This is a genomic window from Paracoccus sulfuroxidans, from assembly GCF_007830335.1.
In the GTDB taxonomy this organism is placed as follows: domain Bacteria; phylum Pseudomonadota; class Alphaproteobacteria; order Rhodobacterales; family Rhodobacteraceae; genus Paracoccus; species Paracoccus sulfuroxidans.
Window position 1 is genome coordinate 80,738 of sequence record NZ_VLKU01000010.1, and the last position, 24,486, is coordinate 105,223.

Below are 24,486 nucleotides of genomic sequence, written 5' to 3' on the forward strand. Positions count from 1 at the left end.
CCCCCGTTTTTCCGCCATTCCGCACCATCCGCGCGGGCAAGCTGTCGCGGCGGCCTGCAAAGGACAAGGGAATGGCAAGGACCCATGCTGTGATCTTGCATAGCGGCGGGCCTTGCTCAACGTCCATGACGCGCAAAAATCGCTCTGCGGGTCAGAGGGTCTGCGCCCGGATCACATCCGCGATGAACCTTTCGCCCCGCTGCAGCTCTTCGACGGTGATGAACTCATTGGGCTGATGCGCCTGCGCGATCGAGCCCGGGCCGCAAACGATGGTCGCAAGCCCGGCGCGCTGAAAGAACCCGGCTTCGGTCGCATAGGAAACGGCCTCGGTCTTTGAAAGGTCCAGCACCAGTCCGGGAAAGTTCGGGATCGCCGGTGAAAGCGAAGGCACGTCGATGAATTGCGTGACTTCGACCTGGCAGTCCCGATGCTGACGCCGCATCCGGTCCGATATCTCGGTCGCCTTGGCCAGATAGGCGGCGCGCCAGAACTCATCCTCGCCCGGAAGCGGACGGATTTCCGAGGTGAAGGCGCAATGATGGGCGGTGGTGTTGATCGCATTGCCCCCCTCGATCATGCCGACATGCAGCGAGGTGAAGGGGACGTCAAAGCCGCCCGCATGCGTGGCAGCGTGAAGGGCGTTCCCCTCGTTCTGGCGGTTGTGCCAGGCGATCAGCTCGGCCGCGCTCATCACCGCAGAAACGCCGCGATTGATCAGCGAGGAATGGGTGGGATGGCCGCGCAGGACGGTGCGAAAGCCCAGCATTCCCTTATGGGCCGTCACCACGCGCGTCATCGTCGGTTCGCCCACGATGACCCCGGCAACCGGAGGCAGCGCCAGCATCATCGCGCGAACCAGCGCCTCGGCCCCGGCGCAGCCCAGTTCCTCATCATGTGACAGCGCCAGATGGATGGGACGCTTCAGCCCCGCCCCGATCATCCGGGGCAGCAACCCCAGAACCACGGCCAGAAAGCCCTTCATGTCGCAGGTGCCCCGGCCGATCAGCCGCCCGTCGCGATGCGTCAGACGCCATGGGTCAGAGTGCCAGTCTTGCCCCTCGACCGGCACCACATCGGTATGGCCCGAGAGGATGACACCGCCCGGAACCCCGGGGCCGATACTGGCATAGAGGCTGGCCTTTTCGCCGCAGGGGCTGGGCACCCGGGTCGAGGCAATGCCAAGCCCGGCCAGGTGGCTTTCAAGAAAGCCGACTAGCGGCAGGTTGCTGTCCCGCGAGATCGATGGAAAGCCGACCAGCCGTTCAAGAAGCGCGACGGTCTCACTGGTCATCTGCGCCTCCCGCTTGCAGGCGCAGGGGCAGCGGACGGAAATTCCGGAAATCCCAGCCTCGCCCCGGTGCGGCCTCGATCAGCGCGCGGGTATAGGCGTGCTCGGGCGCGCCCAGCACTTTGGCCGCCGCGCCATACTCGACGGCCTCGCCTTGCTTCATCACCAGCACCTCATCGCAGATCTGCGCGGCGACCCGCAGGTCATGGGTGATGAACAGAATGCCAAGCCCCAGTTCCGCCTGCAGATCGTCAAACAGCTGCAGCACCTGCGCCTGAACCGAGACATCCAGCGCCGAAACCGCCTCATCTGCGATCAGCACATCGGGCTTCATCATCACGGCGCGGGCAATCGCGATCCTCTGACGCTGCCCGCCCGAGAACATATGCGGATAGCGGTTCAGCGCATCGCGGGGCAGCCCCACGATCTCGATCATCCGGGCAGCCTCTTTCAAGGCGTCCCCGCGCGAGCTGCCGTAATTGACCGGACCTTCGACGAGGCAATCCCCGATCGTCCAGCGCGGGTTCAGGGACCGCATCGGGTCCTGAAACACCACCTGCAGCTTTCGGCGATGGGGTCTGAAGGCCTTTGGCGAAAGCGTGGCGATATCCGTCCCCATCAGGTCGATCTGGCCCGCGCTGGGCGCGATCAGGCGCATGATGCAGCGGGCAAGCGTGGACTTCCCCGAACCGGATTCGCCCACGATCCCCACAGTACGACCGCGAGACAGGGTGAAGCCGACGTCCTTCACCGCATAGGTGCGCCGGTCACCCGTGCGGCCGTAGCTTTTGCTGAGCCCCTCGACGCGCAGGACGATATTTTCGCTGGCCGATCTTGCCGGGCGCGGGGCAAGACTGGGCACGGCCGCCAGCAGGTGACGGGTATAGTCCTGCCGAGGGGCGCTCAGCAGCGGGCGCACGGCCCCATGCTCGACCATCTGGCCGTGGCGCATGACATGGACGGTATCGGCAATCTCGGCGACGACGCCCATGTCATGGGTGATGAACAGGACGGCGGTGCCGTATTTCTGCTGCAGTTCATCGATCAGCGACAGGATCTGCTTCTGCGTCGTGACATCCAGCGCGGTCGTCGGCTCATCGGCGATCAGCAGAACGGGCTCCAGAACCAGCGCCATGGCAATCATGATGCGCTGTCGCTGACCGCCGGAAAGCTGGTGGGGATAGCTGCGTGAGATGCGCTCGACATCGGGCAGATGGACCTGTTCGAGGATCGAGAGCACACGCCTACGACGCTGGCTGGCCGAAAGCGCGGTGTGGATCGCTAGCACCTCGGCGATCTGGTCGCCCACGCGAAGCACCGGATTGAGCGCGGTCATCGGCTCTTGAAAGATCATCGCTACGCGGGCCGCGCGCAGGGCGCGCATCTGCCCGGGGGCAAGGGCGCGAAGGTTCTGTCCTTGCAGGTTGATCTGGCCCGCAGCCACGGAAAGCGAGGCGGGCAAAAGCTGCATCACCGCCAGAGAGGTGACGGATTTGCCCGATCCGGATTCGCCGACCAGACAGACGGTTTCCCCTTTCCGGATCCGCAGGTCGATGCCGTGAAGGACCGGTCGTACACCTGCCGCATCGGCGGTTGCGACTTCCAGCCCCTTGATCTCGACGGCGATCTCGGCCGCGTCGAAGGAACGTGATTTGAACTGCATGACTTACCTCGCGGATTTGCGCAGCCGGGGGTCCAGCATGTCGCGGGCGGCATCGCCAAGAAGGTTGACCGACAGAATGCAAAGCGACAGCACCAGCCCCGGAAACAGGATGAGTTCCGGCTTGATACGGAAGAACATCCGCCCCTCGGCCATAATATTGCCCCAGGTCGGGGTCTCGGTGCTGACGCCTGCGCCCAGAAAGGACAGGACGGCCTCGGCCAGGATCGCCGAGGCGAGGATGTAGGTGCCCTGCACGATCAGCGGTGCCAGCGTGTTGGGCAGAAGGTGGCGAAAGAGGATCAGGGGCGTGCGCGATCCCAGCGAGATCGCCGCCTCGACATAGGGCTCCTCGCGCGCACTGAGGATCACGGCGCGGACGACCCGCACCACGCGGGGGATCTCGGGCAGTGTGATCGCCGCAATCACCGATCCGACCGAGGCGCCATTCAGCGCGACCAGCGCGATGGCCAGAAGGATCGAGGGGATCGCCATCAGCGCATCCATCAGCCGCATGATAACGGCATCTGCCCGCCGAAAGAACCCCGCAACCAGCCCGAGGATCAGCCCCAGCCCGACCGAGACACAGGCCGTCGCCACCCCGATCATCAGCGACAGACGTCCGCCGATCATGATCCGGCTCAGCAGATCACGGCCGAAATTGTCGGTGCCCAACAGATGGTCAAGGCTCGGCCCTTTCAGCCTCGCAAGCGGGTCCATCTGCAAAGGGTCATGCGGCACGATCCAGGGCGCGATCACGGTCAGGATCACGATCACCATCAGGATCGTCAGCGCGATCTTCGCCGTCATGCCCATCTGCGGAATACGGCGGGTGCGGCCCGGCGGTGCGGCCTCCACCAGAGTTTTCAGGATCTCTGTCATCAGTAACGTATCCTCGGATCAAAGAGGCTGTAGCTCAGGTCGATGATCAGGTTGATCAGGACGTAGAGAAAGCTGGTCAGCAGGATCACCGCCTGAATGACCGGATAGTCCCGGGCCAGGATCGCATCGACGGTCAGGCGACCGATGCCGGGGATGTTGAACACCGTCTCGGTAACGACCACGCCGCCGATCAACAGCGCAAATCCGGTGCCGATGACGGTCAGGATGGGCACAGCGGCGTTCTTCAGCGCATGGCGGAACAGCACCCGCATCTCTGATCCGCCCTTGGCGCGGGCGGTGCGGATGTAATCCTCTCCCAGCACATCCAGCATATTGGCCCGCGTCATTCGGGCGATCAGCGCCACATAGATGGTCGTCAGCGTCAGGGCGGGCAGAAGCGCGGTTTTCAGAAACGACCACAGCCCCGCGCTGATCGGCGTGAAGCCCTGAACCGGAAACCAGCCAAGCTTCAGTGAAAAGACCAGCACGAAGACATAGCCGGTGACGAAAACCGGGACCGAGAAGCCAAGCACCGAAAAGGTCATGACCAGATGATCGACCAGTTTCCGGTGCCGCCATGCTGCCAGAATGCCCATCGGGATGGCCACCGTGACCGAGATCAACATGGTCAGCAGCGCAATCGACAGCGTCGGCCCGATGCGGTCGGCAATCATGCCGGCAACCGGAGTGTGCGAGATCAGCGAGACGCCCAGATCTCCGCGCAGCAGATCGCCCAGCCAGATAAAGAATTGCAGGTAAAGCGGCTGGTTGAGCCCCATCAGCTCTCGGATCTGCTCAGGCTGGGCGGGCGTCGCCATATCCCCCGCGATGATCGCAGCCGGATCACCGGGGGAAAGGCGAAGCAGCAGAAAGACGAACAGCGCGACAAGCGTCATCACCGGCAGCGTCGCCAGCGCGCGCCTCAACATATATCCAGACATCGGGATTTCCTTGCAGGTTGGGCGAAGCAAGGGCACCAAGCACCCCTGCTCGATCAGGCTATTCGGCCTTGTTCAGGTTCCAGAACACCGGCGTCGGGGCGTCGATCATATCGGTGATCGTGGCACGACGTGCCTGCGGCAACGTGTACTGGCCCAAGGGAACTTCCAGCACATTGTCGATGGCATGGCTTTGGATCTGCGCCCCGATCTTCTGCCGATCCTCAACGGCTTCCGTATCGGTGAAATTCGCCTTGAGCGCCTCGATCACCTCATCGTCGGGCCAGCCGAACCAGGCATCATTGCCATTGCCGTTCAGCATGGCATTGGTGATCGGGTTGGCGATGTCGATGACCATCCAGTTGGTGACGAACATGTTCCAGCCGCCATCGGCTGGCGCGGCCTGACTGGCCCGACGCGAGACCAGCGTCTGCCAGTCCATCGACTGCAATTCGACTGTGAAGCCCGCATTGCGCAGCATCTGCGCGACCGTCACCGGCTGGGTCGCCAGGGACGCATTGTCGGTCGGGGCCAGAAAGACGACGGGTGTCCCGTCATAGCCCGCCTCTTTCAGCAAATCCTTGGCGTATTGCAGCCCATTGCCCTCGGTCAGGCTGGCGCTGTCGTCTTCGCTGCCATAGGTCGTATTGCAGCCAAGCACCGCCCCGCAGGTCCGGTAATAGCGCTGGTCCCCGACGATGGCCGCAAGGACCGGAGCCTGAGAGACCGCCGCAAGCGCGGCCTTGCGGATTTGCGGGTTGTCGAAGGGCGGATGGGTGAAGTTCATCCGCGCCATGGTCTGCATCTCGGAATTGGCACGGTTTTCGACGATGATATTCGGATCGCCTTCGACCAGAGGCAGAAGATCGACGGGCATCTGTTCGATATAGTCGATATAGTCGATCTCGCCGCTGGAGATCGCGCCGACCGCCGTCTGGATATCCGGCATATTGATCCATTTGACCCGGTCCACATGGACGACCTTGCCCCCGGCCAGCCCATCGGCGGGCTCGGGCCGTGGCACGTAATCGGCGAATTTCTCATAGGTGACGCTGACGCCGGGCTGGAATTCCGAGGTGACCAGCCGGAACGGCCCCGAACCGGTGTAATCCGTGATCGCCTCATCGGCGGGCGTGGCCGCCACCCGTGCGGGCATGATGAACAGCGGCAGCGAGGATTGCTTTGACAGGATCGCCAGCATCGAGGGCATGGGCCGCTGCAGGGTCCAGACGATCGTGCGCGCGTCCGGGGCATCCAGCGTCTCGGTCCGCTCGAAGATCACCTGACCGCCCGCGTCCTTCTGCGCCCACCGCCGGATCGAGGCCACCACATCTGCCGATGTGACCTCGGCCCCGTCATGAAACTTCAAGCCGTCGCGCAGGTGGAAGGTGTAGACGCGGCCATCCTCGGAAACCGTCCAGTCGGCCATCTGCGGACGCGGCTGAAGCGCCGCATCCTGCGCGATCAACGTGTCATAGATAACGTGTCATAGATCATGAAGCCATGATAGCGCGTGATGAAGGTCGTGGTGATGACCGGGTCCAGAATGCGCAGGCCCGATTGCATGACCGAATTGACGGTGACCTCGGCAAAACCGGTCGTCCCCCACAGACCTGCCGCGATCGCGACAGACAATAGTCGTTGCATCCCCATCCTCCCTGATGTGGTTGTGTTCTTTGGATTTGGTGGCGGCTTCAGCTCTCGCAGTAGGCCCGGATTGCGCCAAGCAGTGCCGGATCGACGCGCACCTCAGTCACGCTGGCGCGGTTCTGGTGGCGTCGGGCGCCGGGCAGTCGCAGGCCCGGCTGGTTTTCAAGGCGGCCAAACAGCCGCTCGGCCTCGGCCTGCCATTCGCCGCCCGAAAGGATCTCGGGGTCGAATGCCAGGATCAACTCACCCCGAGGGGGCGGGCCGCCGTCGCGATTGTCGCTCTCGGCCGTCGAGGCGCTGGTTTTCTGACCCAGAAGCGCCCCTGCAATCAGCTCGATCATCAGGGACAGCGCGGCCCCCTTGTAGCCGCCGAAGGGCAAAAGGCAGCCCGCCAGCACCTCATTCGGATCGCAGGTCGGATCGCCTGCCGCCGTCAGCCCGACGCCGGGCTCAAGCCGATGCCCCTCGCGCGCTGCGATCTGGACATCGCCCAGGGCGCGCGCCGAGGTTGCCATATCAAAGACCATCGGCGCCTTGCCCGCGCGCGGCCAGGCAAAGGCCAGGGGATTGGTGCCAAAGAGCTTTTCCCTGGCACCGAAGGGCACCACCGCGGGCAGGTAGGTCGTGCAGGCGAGAGCGACCAGACCCGCATCGGCCAGCATCTCGACCTCGGGCCAGAGCGCGGCAAAATGCGCCGAGTTGCGCATCACCAGGGCCGCAACTCCGCATTCCCGGGTGATCTCGATCAGCTCAGGGATGGCCAGTTCCAGCGCATGGGGCGCGGGTGCGTTTTGCGCATCGCACAGCAGAACCGACGTTCCAAGACGCGAAAGGCGCGGCACGGCATGGCCGCTGACCTTGCCGCTTTGCAGCGACGCGATGAAACCCGACAGCCGGAAGAAGCCATGCGAGGTCGAACCGTCCCGCTCGGCATGCGTGATCGAGCGGGCCACCGCTTCGGCAACTGTTTGCGTGGCCCCGGCCTTGCTGAGCGCCCGAACGCAAAGCGCCGCCATATCCTCCAGCGTCAGGGTATGCATCGGCTCATCAGCATTGACAGAGACATCCATGAAATCGGCCTTCCAACTCTTTTCGAGGTGACATTCCTGGAAGCGACATTGGCGTCTGGCCTTCCTTTCAACGGAAAGTGGCCGAGCGGAGGCACAAGGAACAGGACAAGGTTTGTCGAGAGATGGACAGATGGCAGCGGCTGGCCGGTGGTGACCAACCCGCCGCGTCCCCCGATAATATGGCGTAGTCCCGCCAATAGGCCGGGAATGTATAGAAATGCCCGTCGACGGGGCATAGGTTGGGCCGGAAAATTGCTTAAGGGCTTTAACCAGTGACGGCTTCCTCCGGCAGCCAGACAGGAGACGACATGACGCTTCCGCCTTCCCGATCAGCCGCGCCGGAAAACGGGCTTTCGCATGTGAGGGGCCCGCAAGATGCCCCGCTGAAGCACGCAACGATCCCGCAACTGCTGGCCGAGGCGGTCGCCGCGCATGGGAGCAATGATGCGCTGATCTTTCGTGAAAGCGGCGACCGGCTCAGCTACGTTGAATTCGCCAAGACCGTCGACCGGATCGCGGCGGGCTTGCTGTCGCTTGGCGTCAAGAAGGGCGATCGCGTCGGCATCTGGTCTCCGAACCGTCTGGAATGGGTCCTGACGCAGTTCGCGACCGCGCGGATCGGCTCGATTCTGGTCAATATCAACCCAGCTTATCGCCTGTCAGAGCTGGAATATGCGCTGAACAAGGTCGGCTGCAGCGTGCTGGTCGCCGCCAGCAAGTTCAAAAGCTCGGATTACAAGGGCATGCTGCGTGAGCTGATGCCCGACCTGGCCGAGGGCAAGCCAAGCCCCCGCTTTCCCGACCTCAACCATGTCGTGATGATGGAGGCCGATCCCGGCCCCGGCATGATCCCCTTTGCTGATCTCGCCGGTCTGGCGACGCCCGAATTGCTGGCGCAGCTGGAGGATGTCACCCTGACCCCGGAGGAGCCGATCAACATCCAGTTCACCTCGGGCACCACCGGCCAGCCCAAGGGCGCGACGCTGTCGCATCTGAACATCGTCAACAATGGCAGCTTCGTCACTGACCGGATCAACCTGACCGCGCAGGACCGCATGGTGATCCCGGTGCCGCTTTACCACTGCTTCGGCATGGTGATGGGGGTGCTTGGCGCGGTCAGCAAGGGCGCGACGATGATCTTCCCGGGCGAGGCTTTTGACCCGGCGCAGACGCTCGACGCCGTGGCGACCGAGCGGGCGACCGCGCTTTACGGCGTGCCCACCATGTTCGTCGCCATGCTGCAGGAGCTCGACACCGCGCATCGCGATCTTTCCAGCCTGCGGACGGGCATCATGGCCGGCGCGCTTTGCCCCATCGAAGTCATGAAGCGCGTCAACAAGGACATGAACATGAAAGAGGTGACGATCTGCTACGGCATGACCGAAACCTCGCCCGTGTCCTTCCAAAGCTTCACCGACGACCCTACCGAAAAGCGCTGCGAGACAGTCGGCCGCATCCACCCGCATCTTGAGGTGCGGATCGTCGATGGCCATGGCAAAACCGTTCCCATCGGTGAAAAGGGCGAGATCTGGACCAAGGGCTATTCCGTCATGTCCGGCTATTGGGGCGACCAACCCGCAACCGAGCGCGCCGTTCTGGACGGCTGGATGCAGACGGGCGACCTCGGCGTTCTGGACGAAGAGGGCTTTTGCACCATCGTCGGCCGCGTCAAGGACATGATCATCCGCGGCGGCGAGAACATCTATCCGCGCGAGATCGAGGAATTCCTGATCCGCCACCCCAAGGTCCGCGACGTGCAGGTCTTCGGCATCCCCGATGAACGCTTCGGCGAAGAGGTCTGCGCATGGGTCGTGGCCCGCAACGGCGAGGATCTGACGCCCGAGGCACTGCGCGACCATTGCAAGGGCCAGATCGCGCATTTCAAGATCCCGCGCCATTTCCGCATCGTCGCGGACCTGCCGATGACGGTGACCGGCAAGCCGCAGAAATTCGTCATGCGCGACCAGATGGTCGAAATTCTGGCGAATGACAGCGGCGCGTCTGCCTAGGCAGGGCCGGGATTAGGCGCGGCCTCCCGCCGCGCCTCAACCGATCTGCCGCGCGCGTCCCGCGCCCAGTCCCAGCAGCGCAGTCACCCCCGCAACGGCAAGGCAAGCCGCCAGCGGCACGGTCCAACCGCCCGTGCGATCATGCAGAAAGCCGATCAACGGCGGCGCGCCTGCCGCGATCAGATAGCCCACGCTTTGCGCCATGGCCGACAGCGCGGCAGCCTGCTCGACCGTCGAAACCCGCATGCTGATGAAGGCCAGCGCAAGGATGAAGGTCGCCCCGCAGCCAAAGCCGAACATCGCCGCCCAGACGGTCGCCCAACCCGGTGCTAGCATCAGCCCCGCCAGCGCGATCGCGGTGATCGCCACCACCCCGAAGGCGATCGTGCGCTGGTCCTTCAGCCGCGCGATCAGCGGCCCGATCAACAGCCCCGGCACCGCCGTCGCCAGCTGCGACACGCCATGGATCGAGCCTGCGGCAGCGGGCGTATACCCGGCCTCGATCAGGATCTGCGGCATCCAGGTGACGATCACATAATAGACCAGCGAGTTCAGCCCGAAGAACAGCGTGACCTGCCAGGCCAGCGCCGAACGCCAGATCTTGCCACCCGTGGAAGCGCTGACGGCGGCAGCCTCGGGCGCGCTGTGCTGGCCCATCTGCGGCAGCCAGACCACCATCGCCAGCACCGGGATCACGACATAGCCGCCAAGCGCGATGTTCCAGCTGGACCCGGGCAGTTCGGCAATCGGCACCGCCATGATCGAGACGGCCGAGGCGACCAGCCCTGCCGTCAGCGCATAGGCGCTGGTCAGGCTGGCGATCCGGTCGGGAAAGTCGCGTTTGATCAGGCTCGGCAGCAGCACATTGGCAATCGCGATGCCCATGCCGATGACGGCGGTGCCCGCAAACAGCATCCACTCGGACCCGCCCGAGCGCAGCAGCCCGCCCCCGGCGATCAGGATCAGCGACAGGAACAGGCTGCGCTCCAGCCCACAACGCCGCGCGGCCAGCACGCAGAAGGGCGAGGCGACAGCAAAGACCAGCAGCGGCAGCGTGGTCAGCGCCCCGGCCTCGGCCGTGCCCATGGCGAAGGCATCACGGACCTGACCAAGGATGGGCGCGACCCCGGTGATGGGCGCGCGCAGGTTCGCGGCAATCAGCAGGATCCCCGCAAGCAGCAGGGCGGGTCGGGCGGTGCGGCCCGAAAGCGTGGCATAGGTCATCTCTCAATCGTCATTTTGATTTCGCATGCCCGTTGGATAGCCGGGTTGGCGGCGCAATAATTTCGATATAATGTCAATCTATCTTCAAATCCGGACAGACCGATGCTGACTCCGCTGCATGTCGCCAATGAATGCTACGATCCGGACATCATGGACCTGCCGGCCCTCGCGCTGCGTCTGGATTTCGCACAATACCAGGCCGAGGTTCCGGTCCATTCCCATCGCAAATGCCAGCTTGTTCTGGCGCTGCATGGCGCGGTCACCTGCAACGTGGCGGGTCATCTGTGGCTGGTGCCGCCGAATTGCGGCGTCTGGATCCCCAGCGGCGTGCCGCATAGCAACCGGGCCACGCCGAACGCACGCCTGACCTATCTGTTCGTCGATCCCGACGCCCATCCCCTGCCCCACGATTGCTGCATCCTGTCGATCTCACCCATGATCCGCGAGATGACCCATCGTCTGGCCGAGTTCGACCTGCCCTATCCGCCCGACGGGCATCAGCGCCGCCTAGTGCAGGTGCTGCTGGAGGAGCTGGGCCAGATGCCCAAGCAAAGCTTTGGCTTGCCTGTGTCGGATCATCCGAAGATCGCGCAGATCGTCCGGGGCCTGATTACTGACCCCGCCAACCGCAGCACCATCGGCGATTGGGCGGATCGTCTGGCGATGAGCGAACGCAGCCTGACGCGGCTGTTTCTGGCCGAAACGGGCCTCACCTGCGGACGCTGGCGTCAGCAGTTTCACCTGCAGCACGCGCTGCGCGAACTGGCGGCGGGAGCCTCGGTGCAGCAGGTCTCGCTGGATCTGGGTTACAGCTCGGTCACGGCCTTCATCACCATGTTCAAGAAAGCCGTCGGCACCTCGCCCTCACGCTATTTCGCGGATCGCGGCTAGGGCGCCTGAATGTGGAACGCGCCGGGCCACTGGACCCGGCGCGTTAATTGTTCTTGCGAGGTTCGGGGGCAATACCCCCACCTCGGCTCAGAAGTCCATCTTCACGCCAAGGGTGATCGTGCGGCCCGGGGCATAGAGGGGGTCGATGTCGCGCGCAAGGACACCACCGCGCACCACGTCACGCTCACCATAGCTGGAACGCTCATAATAGGTGCGGTCGAACAGGTTATCGACGCCCAGGTGGACGGCCACGTTCTGATAGTTCTCGGGGCGCCATTCGCCATAGAGGTTGACGACGGTATAGCCGCTGTCGTCATAGAACCCGGCCTCCGTCATGTCGCTGCTGGACAGCTTGTTCGCCCATTCCAGCGACGCGCCGACCTTCAGGTTGTACTGCGCCAGCTCCTGATCGACGAAAAGGGTCGCCATCTTGCCGATCGGGACAGCGGTGCCGCCTGCGGGCAGCATGTCGATGCCGTTTTGCGTGACATCCGCCTTGGTGAAGCTGCCGCCGACACGACCCGAACCCCAGCTGTAGGTGCCCTGAAGCGTGAAGCCCTTGCTGCGGTATTCATCGACATTGCCCAGATAGGGCGTAGCACCTTCGGGGAAGATGAACTCGCCCATGCCTTTCAGGCGCGTGTCGAAGAAGGTCAGGTTGCCTGACCAGTTGTCCTGGCTGGCGCTGAGGCCAAGCTTGATGTTGCGCGCCTCGGAGGGATCGAAGTCGCTGGCGGTGTAAAGATCAGAGCCGCGCGCATGCAGCAGGGCGTATTCGCCGAACCGATAGCCCAGCCAGGTGTGCGAGGCACCCGCGAAGACCTCGTAGCCGGGCGAGAACTCATAGGACAGCGTGCCGTTGACGCTGGCGCCGGTATCGCTGCGGCGCTTGCCGTTCCAGTCGGTGAAGCGCTGGTGATCGACGCGGGCACCGGTCGACAGGTCGATCCCGTTGTCCCATTCGAACCGGCCCTGAACGAAGGCACCGACCTGCATGGTTTCCATGGTCCAGTAGCGCCGGTCGGTGTCGCCGTAGTTGTCGACGTCATAGTCATTATACGCCCAATCGACGCCGGACGTGATGCTGCCCGCGCCCAGCGTGTAGGTGTTCTTGATATGCCCGCCGATGGTACGGTTCTGCAGGTTCATGTCGCCGTTGGTGCCACCGATCAGATAGTTCGGACGCTCATATTTGTTGTCCGTGACGTAAAGCATCGCCTCGGGATCCCAGCTGTCGGTCGGCGCGGTCGAGCTGTATTTCAGGCTGACCGAATTGCGCGCGACCTTCATCGGAAAGACCAGCTTGTCCGCATTCAGGTCCATGTTCATCTTGACGGTGCGGTCGGCGTCATCCTCGGTATGGTCCAGCGCCAGCTCAATCCGGTGGCCTTCGGCCTCATAGCCCAGCTTGACCAGAGCGCCGGACGCGCCCGGCTCGGTTCCGGCGATCTCATAGCCGTCGCCGTTCTTGTAATTCTTGCCATCGGTGGCATGGATCATCGCGAACCAGTCGAAGCCGCCATAAGCACCATAGCCCGCCAGCGAGCCCGAAACGCCGCGACCGTTCGAGCCATAGGACAGACCGACCCGACCGCCCTGGGTCTTGCCATCGGTCAGCATGTCCCGGGCGCCGACGGTCGTATAGCGCACGGCACCCGCGGCCGCGCTGAAGCCCGCATCGGCGGGGGCGGCGCCTGCGTCCACCTCGACCGATTGCAGGAAGGCGGGATCAACCACGTTCGAGCCGGTGTGGTGCCAGCCGGTCGGCCCCTGCGGCACGCCGTCAATGCTGACGGCCAGGTTCGACTGTTCCAGACCGAAGACATGGACCCGTTTCGACGGACCTGCACCGCCCGAAACCGCGACCGCCGAATTGCGAGAGAACAGTTCGGACACATCGGCGGGCTGCAGTGCCTCGATGTCTTCTTTGCTGATGGCCACGCCGCCCGTCGCCTCGACGCTTTCGCGACCGTCCGAGATCAGGGTGATCGTATCCAGCACGATCGGAGCCTGCGTCGCTTCCTGAGCAGAGAGCCCAGTGGCCAGTGCGAGTGTGGATACGCCGGTCAAGGCGAAGAGCAGTTTGTGTCCCATGGGTCCCTCGGATTCGCTTTTTCCGGGCCATCTGGGGGATTCGATAATTGCTTAGCAAGTGTTTTTGTCAGGAATCAGGAATAAATCTGACAAAAATAGTATTATATGTAGCGCAGGCATCTCATTCGCCCGAGAAATGCCCCGCAGACACGCCAAGAAATGCGCCGCGCAGGTCATTCAGCCTGCTGCGCGGCGGGCCGCAGTCGGGCCCGCTGCGGGCAGATCAGGATGCCTGCGTCATCAGCTCGGTCAGCGGCAGCGTCAGGCTTTCGGGTTGCAGGGCGCGGTCCAGAAAGGCGCGCAGATCGCGGCAGTGGCGGTCGAATTCGTCGCGCGCCATCAGCGCCGGGTCCGCGTCAATCTGCAGGATCATGCCGCTGCCGTCATGCTCGGCCCGGATGGTGACGTTGAGGCCGTCGTTCGGCCCGCTGGACATCACGTGCCGGGTGGCGTGGCAGCCCTGAAACTGCGGCTGATCAAAGGGCAACACGTTGATGAGGGGAGAGAAGAAGAAGCGGCTGCCCGCGCCCACGCCGCAATCCTCGGCGATCTGTTCTATCCGGTAGCGGCCGTGACGGCGCAGCTTGCGCAGACCTTTCGCGGTCTCGGCCAGAAACCCCGACAGCGTACCCTCTGAGGGCACGCGGACGTTCAACGGCAGGATATTGACCACCATCGCGGGGATATGCGCGCTGACGCTGCCCAGCCTGCTCATGAAGGGAAGCCAGACCGGCAGGGCCGCAGCCGGCGCGCCAGCGGGCGTCCGATGCGGCCCGTCCAGATGGCCCAACAGATAGGCCGAGACCAGCGCCGTGGACAGATCGGCCCAGTTCAACCCGGAGATATCGGCCAGCGCCGCGATCCGGCCATCCGGACCGGGCAGGTCGAATTCGAAGGCATAGCCCGCCTCGGCATAGTTTTCCTCACCCTTGCGGATGGTGGGAAGCGTGCCCGCCTCGGCCGCACGTTCGGCCCAATAGGCGCGGGCCGCCTCATGCGGGGGGCTGCGGCGATAGGCCTCTTCCTCGGCCAGATAGGCGGCGAAGGGCTTGAAGGGCTGGCCCTCGGGCGTGCCGAAGCGGAAATGGGCGTAAAGCTCGGCGCAGCGCGTCTCCAAGAGGCCCATGCTGAACCCGTCCAGAATGATGTGATGGCCGCGATTGTACCAGAGCCAGCGATCCGCCCCCAGCCGCAGCAGCCACTCTGCCGCCAACGGGTCGCGGCGCAGGTCGGTCGGGGTGGCGATATCGTCCTGAAACATCTGCAGCGCAGCGGCCAAGGGGTCGGGCTGATCGCTCAGATCGAAGCGGACCAACTGTGGCGCGCGGGCCGGGTCGCAGCTTTGCAGGGGCGGGCCGCCCTCGACCGGGTGGAAGCGGATCGACAGCACCTCGGCCTCCACCACGGTCTGAGTGATCGCGCGCGACAGCGCCTCGGCGTCGACGGGCGTGCCGTCCCTGCCCCGGATCTCGATCGCATGGGCCACGGATGAAACCGCCTCATCGGGGTGATGGCGAAACTCCTCCCAGAAATCCAGCTGGGCCAAGGTCAGGGCAAGCATGTTCCGAGTAGGGTTGTGCTGGTTCATTCTGTCTCCAACGGTTCAGGCGTCCGGGCAGGTGCCGGGCCAAAACCTCTTGCGCATCGAGATATTGCTGATAGAAATACTCAACATTCAGACGGGGTCAATAGAGCAAGCGACCATCAGGTCAGCCAGCGCCGAATTTCAAAAGAACGGAACGCCAGGATGATCGAATTTACCCGCTGGCCGGATCAGTTTGCCCGCCACTACCGCGCCGCTGGGCATTGGATCGACGCGCCTTTGACGCGCGGGTTTCAGGCGCAGGTCGCCGCCCGCCCCGATGCCACCGCCATCATCTGCGGCGCGCGTCAGCTGTCTTACGCCGAGGCCGACCGGCTGGCCACGAATCTTGCCGCGCGGCTTTCGGCGCATGGGTTCGGCCATGGCGATACGGCGCTTGTGCAGCTTCCGAATCTGGCCGAATTTTACCTGATCTTTCTGGCGCTTCTGAAAATCGGCGTCGCGCCGGTCAATGCGCTTTTCAGCCATCGCCTGTTGGAAATGTCATCCTACGCCAGCCAGATCTCGCCCGCTCTGCTGATCGGCGCGCGCGGGCATGAGCTCTTCCGCGATGACGCGTTTCTGGATCGCTGCGAGGGGCTGCGGCTGGCGCTTTTTCTGGGCGACGGCGGCCCGCAGGATCTGAAGGATTGGCTGAACACCCCGGCCACCCTGCCAGCGGACGCCCGCCCGACGCCCCCGGATGAGGTCGCATTTTTTCAGCTCTCCGGCGGCAGCACCGGGACGCCCAAGCTGATCCCGCGCACACATAATGACTATGATTACAGCATCCGCGAAAGCGTCCGGATCTGCGGCTTTACCGAGGCCACGCGCTATCTGTCCGCCCTGCCCGCGCCGCATAATTTCGCCATGAGCTCGCCCGGCGCGCTTGGGGTCTTTGACGCGGGCGGCACGGTGGTGATCGCGGACAATCCCGACCCGACGCTGTGCTTTCCCCTGATCCAGCAGCACCGCGTCACCACGGTTGCACTGGTCCCGCCCGCCGTTGCGCTGTGGCAATCGGCGGTACTGGCCGATCCGGGCGCGGGCGCGCAGATCGCCTCGCTGGACCTGATGCTGGTCGGTGGCGCAAATTTCGCCGAGGCGCAGGCGCGGCGCGTTCCCGAACTGCTGGGCTGCCGGTTACAGCAGGTCTTTGGCATGGCCGAAGGACTGGTCAACTACACCCGCGCGGGCGACAGCGAGGCCGTGACCTTCACCACCCAAGGCCGCCCCATCAGCCCCGATGATGAGATCCGCATTCTGGACGCCTCGGGCGCGCCCGTGCCTGATGGCACGCCCGGCCATCTGGCGGTGCGCGGACCCTATACCTTCCGCGGCTACTACCGCGCGCCGGCCCATAACACGACCGCCTTTGACGCCGAGGGGTTCTACATCACCGGCGACATCGTCGAGCGGGTCCATGGTGGCAATCTGCGCGTCGTCGGTCGGGTGAAGGACCAGATCAATCGCGGCGGCGAAAAGATCGCGGCCGAGGAAATCGAGAACCTGCTTCTGCGTCACCCCGCCGTCCAGCAGGCCGCGCTGGTCGCGGTCGCGGATGAGACGCTGGGCGAGAAAAGCAATGCCATCATCGTCCTGCGCGACGGCGAGGCCGCGACCGCGATGGTGCTGCGCCGCCATCTGCTGGCGCTTGGCATCGCCGAATACAAGCTTCCCGACCGGTTCCGCTTCGTGGCGGACCTGCCCCTGACGGCCGTTGGCAAGATCGACAAGCTGCGCCTGCGTCAGGCCGAATTCGACCTCCAACAAAGCAGAAGGATGACCCTATGAGCGACGCGCTGCTGACCGAAAGCGCCACGGTGCTGGACCCCGCGCAGATCACCCGTGACTGGCTGGAGGCGCGGGTGTCGAAGATGATCGACGATGAGGAAGAGATCGACCCCGAGGAGAATTTGCTGCTCTACGGGCTCGACTCGATTTCGGTCATGCAGTTGATCTCTGACCTGCGCGGCGCGGGCGTCGGGCTGAGCTTTGCCGAGCTGGGACAGCAGCCGACACTGAACAAATGGTGGAACCTGATCGCGGCGAAGCTGCCGCGCTGAGGCAGGGATCGCTGCGGGTCAGGCCCGCAGCGTCGCCCCGCCGTCGACATAAAGGTCGGACATGGTGATATGCCCGGCCTGATCCGACAGCAGGTAAAGCACAGAGGCCGCAATATCCTCGGGCACCGCCAGCTTTCCCAAGGGAATGCCAGTGCGGTAGGTGGCAAGGTCGCCTGCGATGACCTTCTCCTGCCCCTCGGGCCCGTCCCACATACCGGTCTGCATGGGTGTCAGGGTCGAGCCGGGCGCGACGATGTTGCAGCGGATGTTCTGCGCGGCAAGCTCCAACCCAAGGCAGCGCGTCAGCATCGCCGCCGCTGCTTTCGAGGCCGCATAGGCCCCCATCCCGATCCGGGGAATCCCCCCGGCATTCGAGCCGACGACCGCAATCGCGCCGCCACCGTGGTGCCGCATCTCACGGCCAAGGGCGGTGATCACGCGGAAGGTGCCGCCTGCGTTGACGGCCATCACGCGATCCCATTCGGCAGTCGCGCAGTCCAGAAGCGAGCCGACCGACAGGATGCCCGCCGCATGCACGCCCAGGGTCACCGGGCCGAAGCTGGCCGATGCTTCAGCGACCAAAGCGTCAGCGTCATCTTCCGCCACATCGAAGGCCCGCCAGCGCAGCCGCGCGCCCTCGCGGCAGTCTGCGGTGATCGCCTCGGCCCGGTCGCTTGCCAGCACATTTGCACCCGCCTCGGTCAGCGCGGCCACGACCGCCCGGCCGATCCCGCCCGCAGCCCCCGTGACCAGCGCCGTCTTGCCGTCAAATCCGGTCAGGCGCATTTCTGATCCTTTCCGACCCCGCCAAGGGTGGCCAGCATGGCCTCGGTCGTCATCGGCACGCCGCAGGTCGAGGCGATCATCCCCATCGCCGTTTCATGCTCGGCCAAAGTGAAATCGGCCTGCGCGTCGATGACGGGAAAGGGCTCGATCTCCAGCTGGAAGGCCTCGAACGCGGTCGCAAGGCAGCCGATATGCGCATAGACCCCGGCGATGATCAGCTGATCGCGGCCCCGCGCGCGCATCAGCCGCTCAAGGTTCGAGCGCTGGAAGGCGCTGTAGCGATGCTTGACCAGCACATGATCGCCCGGCACCGGGGCAAGGTTCGGCAGAATGTCCTGATGCTCAGGGGTGGCCGACATCCCCGGCCCCCACAGATCGGCCTGCAGGCCCCGGTCAGGGCGGAACTGATTGCCAACCTGCGCGGTAAAAAAGACCGGCATCTCTGCCGCCCGCGCGAAAGTCAGAAGCCGGGCGATATTGGCAATGAGCGGCTTCAAGGGCGAGGCGTCTGCGTTGAAACTGCGGGTGAAATAGCGCTGCATGTCATGGACCAGCAGGGCCGCTCGCGCGCGTTCCGGCACCCAGTTGGCGCGCGTCTTCACCGGGGTCGAGACCGGAAGATCATAGTCTGAAATCGTGGGAATGGACATTTTTGCCTTCTCAATTGCCTTGAACAAGCCCAGCGACGACGGCATCGGCCGGGATGCCAAGTGCCGCCAGCAGCGCGCCGAACTTTGCCCCGGTCTCGATGGCCTCGGACATCGGGTCCGAGCCCAGAACGATGCCCGCCCCGGCGAAAAGACGCGCGGTCGCGCCCATCACATCGGCGCAGCGGATGGCGACATACCAGGTGCCGTCCCCCGCCGCATCGCTCCAGCCGACGGTGCCCGCGTAGAATTCACGCGGCACCGGCTCAAGCTCGCCGATCAGCTGCGTCGCCGCCGCCACCGGCACCCCGCAGATCGCTGGCGTCGGATGCAGGATCGAGGCGAGGACCGCCGCAGGCAGGTCGCTGTCGCACAATGTCCCGACGATCTCGGTCCCCAGATGCCACATATTCGCGGTATGGGTGACCTCGATCCCGCGCGGGGCCGAAAGGTCGGTGCAATAGGGGGCGAGCGTGTCCAGAATATAGTCGACGACATAGCCGTGCTCGCGCCGGTCCTTTTCCGAGCCGGAGAGCGTCTGGGCGATCCGCCGGTCCTCGGCCGCGTCACGGGCGCGCCGCGCCGATCCGGCCAGCGGATGAGAGCTGACGCGGGTGCCGCGCTTGCGCAGCAAAAGCTCGGGCGTCGCGCCGACCAGATGGCGGCTTTGCATCTCGGGCCCCTCTGCGGCACCCTCTGCATCCCCCGACAGGCGCACGCGAAAGGCTGTTGCTGCCGGGTCGTGGCCCAGACGGGCCAGCAGCGCATTGACCGCAATCGGTGCCGGGCTTTGGATCAGCAAGCTGCGGGCCAGAACGATCTTCTGCAAGGCATCGGGTCTCTCTGCGCCAAGATGGCCCAGAGCCTCGCGCACCTGCGCCGCATAATCCTCGGCCCAGGGCTCGGGCAGCAGGGAAAACTCGCGCAAGGGGGCGGGTTGCGACGCAACCGGGCGCGCGGCCTTGCTGCGGATCGAACCGGCGCGCCAGAGGCAATCGTCGCGGGTTTTGTCGAAGGGCATCGCACCGCCGATGATCTCTCCGGGTTGAAGCGCAAGCGCGGACAACCGGTCGGCAAGGCTTGCGGCGGGTCCGGGCGGCACCGCCACCGCATCACCCCGCCCGGCCACGAATCCGTCCGGGCCGTTGAACGAGAAGGCGTCAATCTGGCTGCTGTCGTCGAACTTTCCGGTTGCCGGGAATTCAGCAAGGAAACTCATCGCACATCCTTTTTCACATTCGGACGGCCAATGCCGCGAAGTTTCGGAAGTGCTGGCCACAGGCTGGCAGTTTGTTTTCTTGAACGAGGGGCGCACGGCCCGCTCGGGTTCTGGTCACGAATACATGGACCAAAGGTTAGCAATATTGTCGCGCGATACCTGACAGATTCACTTTATTGACTCAAGCACAGATTGTGCGATGTGCGAGAGTACGCCGATGGCGGACGCGGCGGCTTAATCCCGCGCCATCAGATAATTCGCCACCGCTATATAGGCCGGCAGCGAGGTCGGATCGATGCCGCCATTCGCCGCCGTCGGGAAAGAGGCGAAACGGACGAGGACCATCTCGGCCACGGGATCGACATAGATGGTCTGCCCATGCACGCCTCGCGCGGCGAAGGCTTCATGTTCATTGTGAAGAAGCCACCACTGGCTGGAATAGCTGCCGTTGGGGATGGTGGGATAGCCCGCGAACTTTGCCTGATCTCCGCCCGCCCGGATCCGGTCCACGACCTCTGCCGGAAACAGCCGCTTGCCATTGATCTGACCCTTGTCCAGCATCAGCTGGCCCAGCCGCGCCAGATCCCGCAGGCCGAGGCTCAGGCCGCCACCGGCGAAGGGAACGCCCTTGCCGTCCACGGTCTGATAGGCGTCCTGTTCGGCCCCCATGCGCCGCCAGAGCCGGGTCGAGGCCAGATCGCTGACCGATTGCCCCGATACCCTGCTGATGATCCAGCCCAGCATGTCCGAATTGACGGTCTTGTAGTGAAACGCTTCGCCATGCTGGCCCTCGGGCTGAACCTGCGCCAGATATTCCCAATAGCCGTCGGGGCCCACATAGCCCTCGGGCTTCGGGAAGGGGCTGGCGGCGGCGGAATAGGTCCAGATATCGGCGTCGGGATCGGCGTAATCCTCGGAATATTTGATCCCGGTCGTCATATCCATGACCTGCCGGACCGTCGCGCTGCCGAAGGCGCTGGCCGAGACCTCGGGGATGATGTCCGAGACCAGCAGGCTGTCGTCGAGCACGCCTTCGACCACCAGAATTTCGGCCAAGAGCCCTGTGACCGATTTGGTCATCGACATGGCCGCATGTTTGCCGCCTTCATCAAGGCAGCCGAAATAGCGTTCATAGACCACCCGCCCCTTGTGCAGGATCAGGATGCCGTCGGTGTAATTGGCGTAAAGCGAGGCCTCCCAGGTCATCTCGGGCCCGCCGCCCAGGGGGGTGAAGGCGAGGGCGTCGATCTCGGCGCGCAGATCTGCGAAGGCGGCGGGCTCGGGATAGGTCAGGGGCACCGGCGCGCCAAGGCCGCGGCTGATCTCCGTCGTCGGAAGGAATTCGCGCAGATGGCAGACCGACCAGCGCAGCTTTGGAAAGCTGAAATAGACGGAATCCGGTTGCGTGATGATCTTGTCCGCAGGCGGTGGAAAGCCCTGCATCCACCCCATGACGCGGGGATCGGAGTCCTTTGCCGATAGCGGTGTCTGCTGGCTCAACGCGGCGCTCCCTGTGAGGGTCAGTGCAAGTCCGGCGGCAAGGCTTGCCGAGCGAAGGCGTGATGGCACCATGTTTCGGCTCCTCATTCTGATTTGCTACGGCCATTCCGGCAACGGCCGGGCTGCCGGATCCGCCACACCGTAGCATACCCGGCGGGTGTGCGGGACTGCAATCGCGCCCAGGTTGCGCGTCAGAAGACAGCACCTTGGCTGCTCGCGCTTTCGTGTCCCACGCCTGCCGAAACCCTTAAGGCAGGGTTAAGCTAGGCCCGGGAACAGGGCCGGATGATGGATGATCTCTGCTCACGCTCCCGCCTGTCTCTGCGTTTTTTCATGGTCATGGCGCTGTCGCTGCTGATGGCCGCGCCGCTCATCGCCCAGCAATTCAGCCTTCCCGGTCAGGCCGGTCAGCCGATGAAGCCCGAGGACGCGTTCCGGATCGAGCTGCTCGACACAGTGGACGGGCGCATCGAGATCGGCTGGACCATCGAGCCGGGCTATTACCTCTATCGCGACTGCATCCGCGCCGAGACCGCCGAGGGTGCGCCGCTTGAGGTCGAGACCTTCCCCGGCCACCAAAAGGACGATCCGAATTTCGGCGCGGTCGAGGTCTATTACGACAGCGCGACCGCCGTTCTGCCGAAAGCTGGCGGAGAGGTCCGGGTCATCTGGCAGGGCTGTCAGGAAGACGGCATCTGCTATGCGCCGGTGACCAGCATGCTGACGCTTCCCACCCTGTCCGAAACCGCCTCAGCCGTAGCCCCTGCCCCTGCCCCGGCGACAGGCCCGCTGCAGCTGGCCGAAGAGCCTAGCCTTCTTGAGCGGCTGTCGGCGCGCGGCGGCGTGGCGCTGGTCCTGCTGGCCTTTCTGGGCTTCGGCCTGATGCTCGCGCTTACGCCCTGCGTTTTCCCGATGGTGCCGATCCTCGCCGGGATGCTGGCGCGTCAGGGTGAGAAACTGACGCCTGCCCGAGGTGCTGCGCTTTCCGGCGCCTATGTCCTTGCCATGGCCAGCGCCTTTGCGGCCCTTGGCGCGGTCGCGGGCTGGTCGGGCCAGAACCTTCAGATGCTCTTGCAATCGCCCTGGGCCATTGGCGGAGTGACCGCGCTTTTCGTGGCCCTCGCCCTCTCCAGCTTTGGCCTTTTCGACCTGCAGCTGCCTGCTGGCCTGACCGCGCGGCTGTCCTCGGCCCAGCGAGGGCGCGGCTCGCTCGGCGGAGCTGCAGCCCTTGGCTTCACCTCGGCGCTGATTGTCGGGCCCTGCGTGACGGCACCGCTGGCCGGCGCCTTCCTTTACATCGCGCAGACGGGCGATATCGCGCTTGGGGCGGCGGCGCTTTTCATGCTGGGTCTGGGTCAGGGGGTGCCGCTGTTTCTGGCCGGAACCTTCGGCGCGAAGATCCTGCCGAAGGCCGGGGCCTGGATGGAGGCGATGCGGCGCATCTTTGGCGTGGTCTTTCTGGGTATGGCGATCTGGCTTCTGGAGCGGCTGCTGCCCGGCCCCTTCATTCTGGCGCTCTGGGCGATCCTGCTGGCGGGCGTGGCGGTCTTTCTGGGCGCTCTTGACCGGTCCGATGCCGATACGAGACCGGGCCAGCGGCTTCAGCGCACAGGTGGTGTCGTTGCTCTTTTCGCTGCAGCTTTGCTGGGGATCGGCGCGGCCCTTGGCGGGTCCGAGCCGCTGCGTCCGCTGGCCCCTCTGCTGACGGCGGGCCGCGCGTCCGAGGCGACGCCGGGCCTGAATTTCACCGAAGTGACCACCGCCGACAGCCTGACCAATGCGCTTGGCGGCAGCGATGGCCCGGCCATGGTCTATCTGACAGCCGACTGGTGCGTCACCTGCAAGGGGATCGAGCGCAGCGTCCTGCCCGACCCGGTCGTGACTGCCGCCCTTGCCGATCTGCGCCTGATCAAGGCAGACGTTAGCAAGACTGGCACGGAGGCCACTGAATTGATGCAGATGATCGGTGCGGCAGGCCCGCCCACGATGATCTTTCTGGACCGCGCGCGCCGCGAGGCCGCAGGCAGCCGCCTGATCGGGTCCATCGCGGCGGGTGACATCCAGCGCTCGGTCGCGCAGATCGGGACGACAGAGTGATGGGTGGGATCTCGCTGGGACCGCTGGTCCTCTCGGCCGATCGCGCGCCGGTTCTGGCCGGGCTGGTCGTTCTGATGCTGGTGACATGGCTGATCACCCGCAAGACCGGCCCCGCGATCAGCCATTGGGCGAGCGCCGCCGTGATCGCCTCCGCCATCGCCGCAAGACTGGGCTTTGTGGCCTCGCACGCCTCGGTCTATCTGGCAGAGCCGCTGACCATTCTGGCCTTCTGGCAGGGCGGCTTCAGCCCGTTGTCGGGGATGGTTGGATTCGCGCTGGTCAGCGCCTGGCATCTGTGGCGCAGGCCTGCATTGCTGTTGCCGGTGGCGGCCAGTGCAGCCATGGCTTTTGCCGGGTGGAACGTGGTGCATCAACTGGCCCGTGGCGCCGACGCGGCCCTGCCCGAGGAGGCGCTTCTTCTCTCGCTGAGCGGAGACCCGGTCGCGATCAAGGACTGGCACGGGCGTCCTATGGTGATCAATCTTTGGGCCACATGGTGTCCGCCCTGTCGGCGCGAGATGCCGATGATGGCAGAGGTGGCCGCCTCGGAAACCGGTGCCGATCTGCATTTCGTCAATCAAGGAGAGGGTGCGGAGGCCGTGCGCGGCTATCTTTCCCAAACCGGAATCGTCGTCGCGCCGGTCATGGACCCGGGGTCGCAGATGATGCAGCATTTCGGCGCAATGGGCCTGCCGACGACATTGTTCATCGACGCCAGAGGGAAGCTTCGCGCGGCGCATATGGGAGAGATATCCCGTGCGCAACTGTTGGCGGGCATTGAAAATATCAAGAAACCAGATTGATGCGGGATGTTTCTATAGAAAATCTAGGATCAGATGGGCGCGGCACTGTCGTGACTTGATCACGATCAGCGCCTTCCGAG

At 64.6% G+C, this 24,486-nt stretch carries 20 protein-coding genes; 6 read left to right on the plus strand and 14 right to left on the minus strand.

Annotation, left to right across the window (positions count from 1 at the left end; all coding sequences use genetic code 11):
* Window positions 1–151 precede the first annotated feature (151 nt).
* From argE to IQ24_RS15575, 7 genes are all read right to left on the minus strand, one after another.
* Window positions 152–1,291, minus strand: a complete 1,140-nt coding sequence (argE, locus tag IQ24_RS15550) for an acetylornithine deacetylase (protein WP_145399205.1) — start codon at window positions 1,289–1,291, stop codon at window positions 152–154.
* Window positions 1,281–2,951, minus strand: coding sequence for an ABC transporter ATP-binding protein (locus IQ24_RS15555; RefSeq protein ID WP_145399206.1), 1,671 nt, complete (start codon window positions 2,949–2,951; stop codon window positions 1,281–1,283). Before IQ24_RS15555 ends, argE begins: the two co-directional genes overlap by 11 nt.
* Before the next feature lie 3 nt (window positions 2,952–2,954).
* Entirely contained in the window at window positions 2,955–3,758 is an 804-nt protein-coding gene (locus IQ24_RS15560) for an ABC transporter permease (RefSeq protein ID WP_422386284.1), read from the minus strand.
* 71 nt (window positions 3,759–3,829) lie between these two features.
* Window positions 3,830–4,771 (minus strand): ABC transporter permease, encoded by a 942-nt coding sequence (locus IQ24_RS15565; protein ID WP_145399208.1) that lies wholly within the window; start codon window positions 4,769–4,771, stop codon window positions 3,830–3,832.
* Between the two features lie 58 nt (window positions 4,772–4,829).
* Entirely contained in the window at window positions 4,830–6,236 is a 1,407-nt protein-coding gene (locus IQ24_RS15570) for an ABC transporter substrate-binding protein (protein ID WP_199756603.1), read from the minus strand.
* Complete coding sequence (locus IQ24_RS20280; RefSeq protein ID WP_199756604.1) at window positions 6,233–6,415, minus strand: hypothetical protein; 183 nt, start codon at window positions 6,413–6,415, stop codon at window positions 6,233–6,235. The genes IQ24_RS15570 and IQ24_RS20280 overlap by 4 nt, the downstream gene beginning before the upstream one ends.
* Window positions 6,416–6,462: 47 nt before the next feature.
* Complete coding sequence (locus IQ24_RS15575; RefSeq protein WP_145399209.1) at window positions 6,463–7,488, minus strand: Ldh family oxidoreductase; 1,026 nt, start codon at window positions 7,486–7,488, stop codon at window positions 6,463–6,465.
* A gap of 308 nt (window positions 7,489–7,796) precedes the next feature.
* On the opposite strand from IQ24_RS15575, the gene IQ24_RS15580 reads away from it, so the two are divergent.
* Window positions 7,797–9,497: an AMP-binding protein gene (locus IQ24_RS15580; RefSeq protein ID WP_145399210.1), complete on the plus strand. Its 1,701-nt coding sequence runs from the start codon at window positions 7,797–7,799 to the stop codon at window positions 9,495–9,497.
* A gap of 36 nt (window positions 9,498–9,533) precedes the next feature.
* On the opposite strand, the gene IQ24_RS15585 is transcribed toward IQ24_RS15580, so the two are convergent.
* Entirely contained in the window at window positions 9,534–10,721 is a 1,188-nt protein-coding gene (locus IQ24_RS15585; protein ID WP_145399211.1) for an MFS transporter, read from the minus strand.
* Between the two features lie 102 nt (window positions 10,722–10,823).
* On the opposite strand from IQ24_RS15585, the gene IQ24_RS15590 reads away from it, so the two are divergent.
* A complete protein-coding gene (locus tag IQ24_RS15590) occupies window positions 10,824–11,612 on the plus strand; it encodes an AraC family transcriptional regulator (protein WP_145399212.1) in 789 nt (262 codons plus the stop codon).
* An 87-nt stretch (window positions 11,613–11,699) separates the two neighbouring features.
* On the opposite strand, the gene IQ24_RS15595 is transcribed toward IQ24_RS15590, so the two are convergent.
* On the minus strand, window positions 11,700–13,706 hold the full coding sequence (locus tag IQ24_RS15595) for a TonB-dependent receptor domain-containing protein (RefSeq protein ID WP_145399213.1): 2,007 nt from the start codon (window positions 13,704–13,706) through the stop codon (window positions 11,700–11,702).
* Between the two features lie 223 nt (window positions 13,707–13,929).
* Entirely contained in the window at window positions 13,930–15,294 is a 1,365-nt protein-coding gene (locus IQ24_RS15600; protein ID WP_145399214.1) for a condensation domain-containing protein, read from the minus strand.
* A 159-nt stretch (window positions 15,295–15,453) separates the two neighbouring features.
* Here IQ24_RS15600 and IQ24_RS15605 point away from each other — a divergent pair, with 159 nt between their 5' ends.
* Window positions 15,454–17,082, plus strand: coding sequence for a (2,3-dihydroxybenzoyl)adenylate synthase (locus IQ24_RS15605; RefSeq protein WP_145399215.1), 1,629 nt, complete (start codon window positions 15,454–15,456; stop codon window positions 17,080–17,082).
* Window positions 17,079–17,354, plus strand: coding sequence for a phosphopantetheine-binding protein (locus IQ24_RS15610; protein ID WP_242008234.1), 276 nt, complete (start codon window positions 17,079–17,081; stop codon window positions 17,352–17,354). Before IQ24_RS15605 ends, IQ24_RS15610 begins: the two co-directional genes overlap by 4 nt.
* Before the next feature lie 18 nt (window positions 17,355–17,372).
* Here the strand turns inward: IQ24_RS15610 and IQ24_RS15615 are convergent, their stop codons facing one another.
* The 4 genes from IQ24_RS15615 to IQ24_RS15630 all read right to left on the minus strand — a co-directional run bounded on the left by IQ24_RS15615 (window position 17,373) and on the right by IQ24_RS15630 (window position 21,506).
* Window positions 17,373–18,140 carry an SDR family oxidoreductase gene (locus IQ24_RS15615; RefSeq protein ID WP_145399216.1) on the minus strand — a complete coding sequence of 256 codons (768 nt, stop codon included), beginning with the start codon at window positions 18,138–18,140 and terminating at the stop codon, window positions 17,373–17,375.
* Complete coding sequence (locus tag IQ24_RS15620; protein WP_145399217.1) at window positions 18,131–18,790, minus strand: isochorismatase family protein; 660 nt, start codon at window positions 18,788–18,790, stop codon at window positions 18,131–18,133. Before IQ24_RS15620 ends, IQ24_RS15615 begins: the two co-directional genes overlap by 10 nt.
* Window positions 18,791–18,800: 10 nt before the next feature.
* Complete coding sequence (locus IQ24_RS15625; RefSeq protein ID WP_145399218.1) at window positions 18,801–20,006, minus strand: isochorismate synthase; 1,206 nt, start codon at window positions 20,004–20,006, stop codon at window positions 18,801–18,803.
* A 234-nt stretch (window positions 20,007–20,240) separates the two neighbouring features.
* A complete protein-coding gene (locus IQ24_RS15630) occupies window positions 20,241–21,506 on the minus strand; it encodes a serine hydrolase domain-containing protein (protein ID WP_242008236.1) in 1,266 nt (421 codons plus the stop codon).
* A 288-nt stretch (window positions 21,507–21,794) separates the two neighbouring features.
* Between IQ24_RS15630 and dsbD the strand changes: the two genes are divergently transcribed.
* A complete protein-coding gene (gene dsbD, locus IQ24_RS15635) occupies window positions 21,795–23,603 on the plus strand; it encodes a protein-disulfide reductase DsbD (RefSeq protein ID WP_145399219.1) in 1,809 nt (602 codons plus the stop codon).
* Complete coding sequence (locus IQ24_RS15640; protein WP_145399220.1) at window positions 23,603–24,406, plus strand: TlpA family protein disulfide reductase; 804 nt, start codon at window positions 23,603–23,605, stop codon at window positions 24,404–24,406. The genes dsbD and IQ24_RS15640 overlap by 1 nt, the downstream gene beginning before the upstream one ends.
* Window positions 24,407–24,486: the final 80 nt, after the last annotated feature.

Excerpts from the sequence above, each read along its gene's own strand:
- argE (WP_145399205.1), bottom strand. The coding sequence starts at position 1,291 with ATGACCAGTGAGACCGTCGCGCTTCTTGAACGGCTGGTCGGCTTTCCA.
- IQ24_RS15555 (WP_145399206.1), bottom strand. The coding sequence starts at position 2,951 with ATGCAGTTCAAATCACGTTCCTTCGACGCGGCCGAGATCGCCGTCGAG.
- IQ24_RS15560 (WP_422386284.1), bottom strand. The coding sequence starts at position 3,758 with ATGACGGCGAAGATCGCGCTGACGATCCTGATGGTGATCGTGATCCTG.
- IQ24_RS15565 (WP_145399208.1), bottom strand. The coding sequence starts at position 4,771 with ATGTCTGGATATATGTTGAGGCGCGCGCTGGCGACGCTGCCGGTGATG.
- IQ24_RS20280 (WP_199756604.1), bottom strand. The coding sequence starts at position 6,415 with ATGCAACGACTATTGTCTGTCGCGATCGCGGCAGGTCTGTGGGGGACG.
- IQ24_RS15575 (WP_145399209.1), bottom strand. The coding sequence starts at position 7,488 with ATGGATGTCTCTGTCAATGCTGATGAGCCGATGCATACCCTGACGCTG.
- IQ24_RS15580 (WP_145399210.1), top strand. The coding sequence starts at position 7,797 with ATGACGCTTCCGCCTTCCCGATCAGCCGCGCCGGAAAACGGGCTTTCG.
- IQ24_RS15585 (WP_145399211.1), bottom strand. The coding sequence starts at position 10,721 with ATGACCTATGCCACGCTTTCGGGCCGCACCGCCCGACCCGCCCTGCTG.
- IQ24_RS15590 (WP_145399212.1), top strand. The coding sequence starts at position 10,824 with ATGCTGACTCCGCTGCATGTCGCCAATGAATGCTACGATCCGGACATC.
- IQ24_RS15595 (WP_145399213.1), bottom strand. The coding sequence starts at position 13,706 with ATGGGACACAAACTGCTCTTCGCCTTGACCGGCGTATCCACACTCGCA.
- IQ24_RS15600 (WP_145399214.1), bottom strand. The coding sequence starts at position 15,294 with ATGAACCAGCACAACCCTACTCGGAACATGCTTGCCCTGACCTTGGCC.
- IQ24_RS15605 (WP_145399215.1), top strand. The coding sequence starts at position 15,454 with ATGATCGAATTTACCCGCTGGCCGGATCAGTTTGCCCGCCACTACCGC.
- IQ24_RS15610 (WP_242008234.1), top strand. The coding sequence starts at position 17,079 with ATGAGCGACGCGCTGCTGACCGAAAGCGCCACGGTGCTGGACCCCGCG.
- IQ24_RS15615 (WP_145399216.1), bottom strand. The coding sequence starts at position 18,140 with ATGCGCCTGACCGGATTTGACGGCAAGACGGCGCTGGTCACGGGGGCT.
- IQ24_RS15620 (WP_145399217.1), bottom strand. The coding sequence starts at position 18,790 with ATGTCCATTCCCACGATTTCAGACTATGATCTTCCGGTCTCGACCCCG.
- IQ24_RS15625 (WP_145399218.1), bottom strand. The coding sequence starts at position 20,006 with ATGAGTTTCCTTGCTGAATTCCCGGCAACCGGAAAGTTCGACGACAGC.
- dsbD (WP_145399219.1), top strand. The coding sequence starts at position 21,795 with ATGGATGATCTCTGCTCACGCTCCCGCCTGTCTCTGCGTTTTTTCATG.
- IQ24_RS15640 (WP_145399220.1), top strand. The coding sequence starts at position 23,603 with ATGGGTGGGATCTCGCTGGGACCGCTGGTCCTCTCGGCCGATCGCGCG.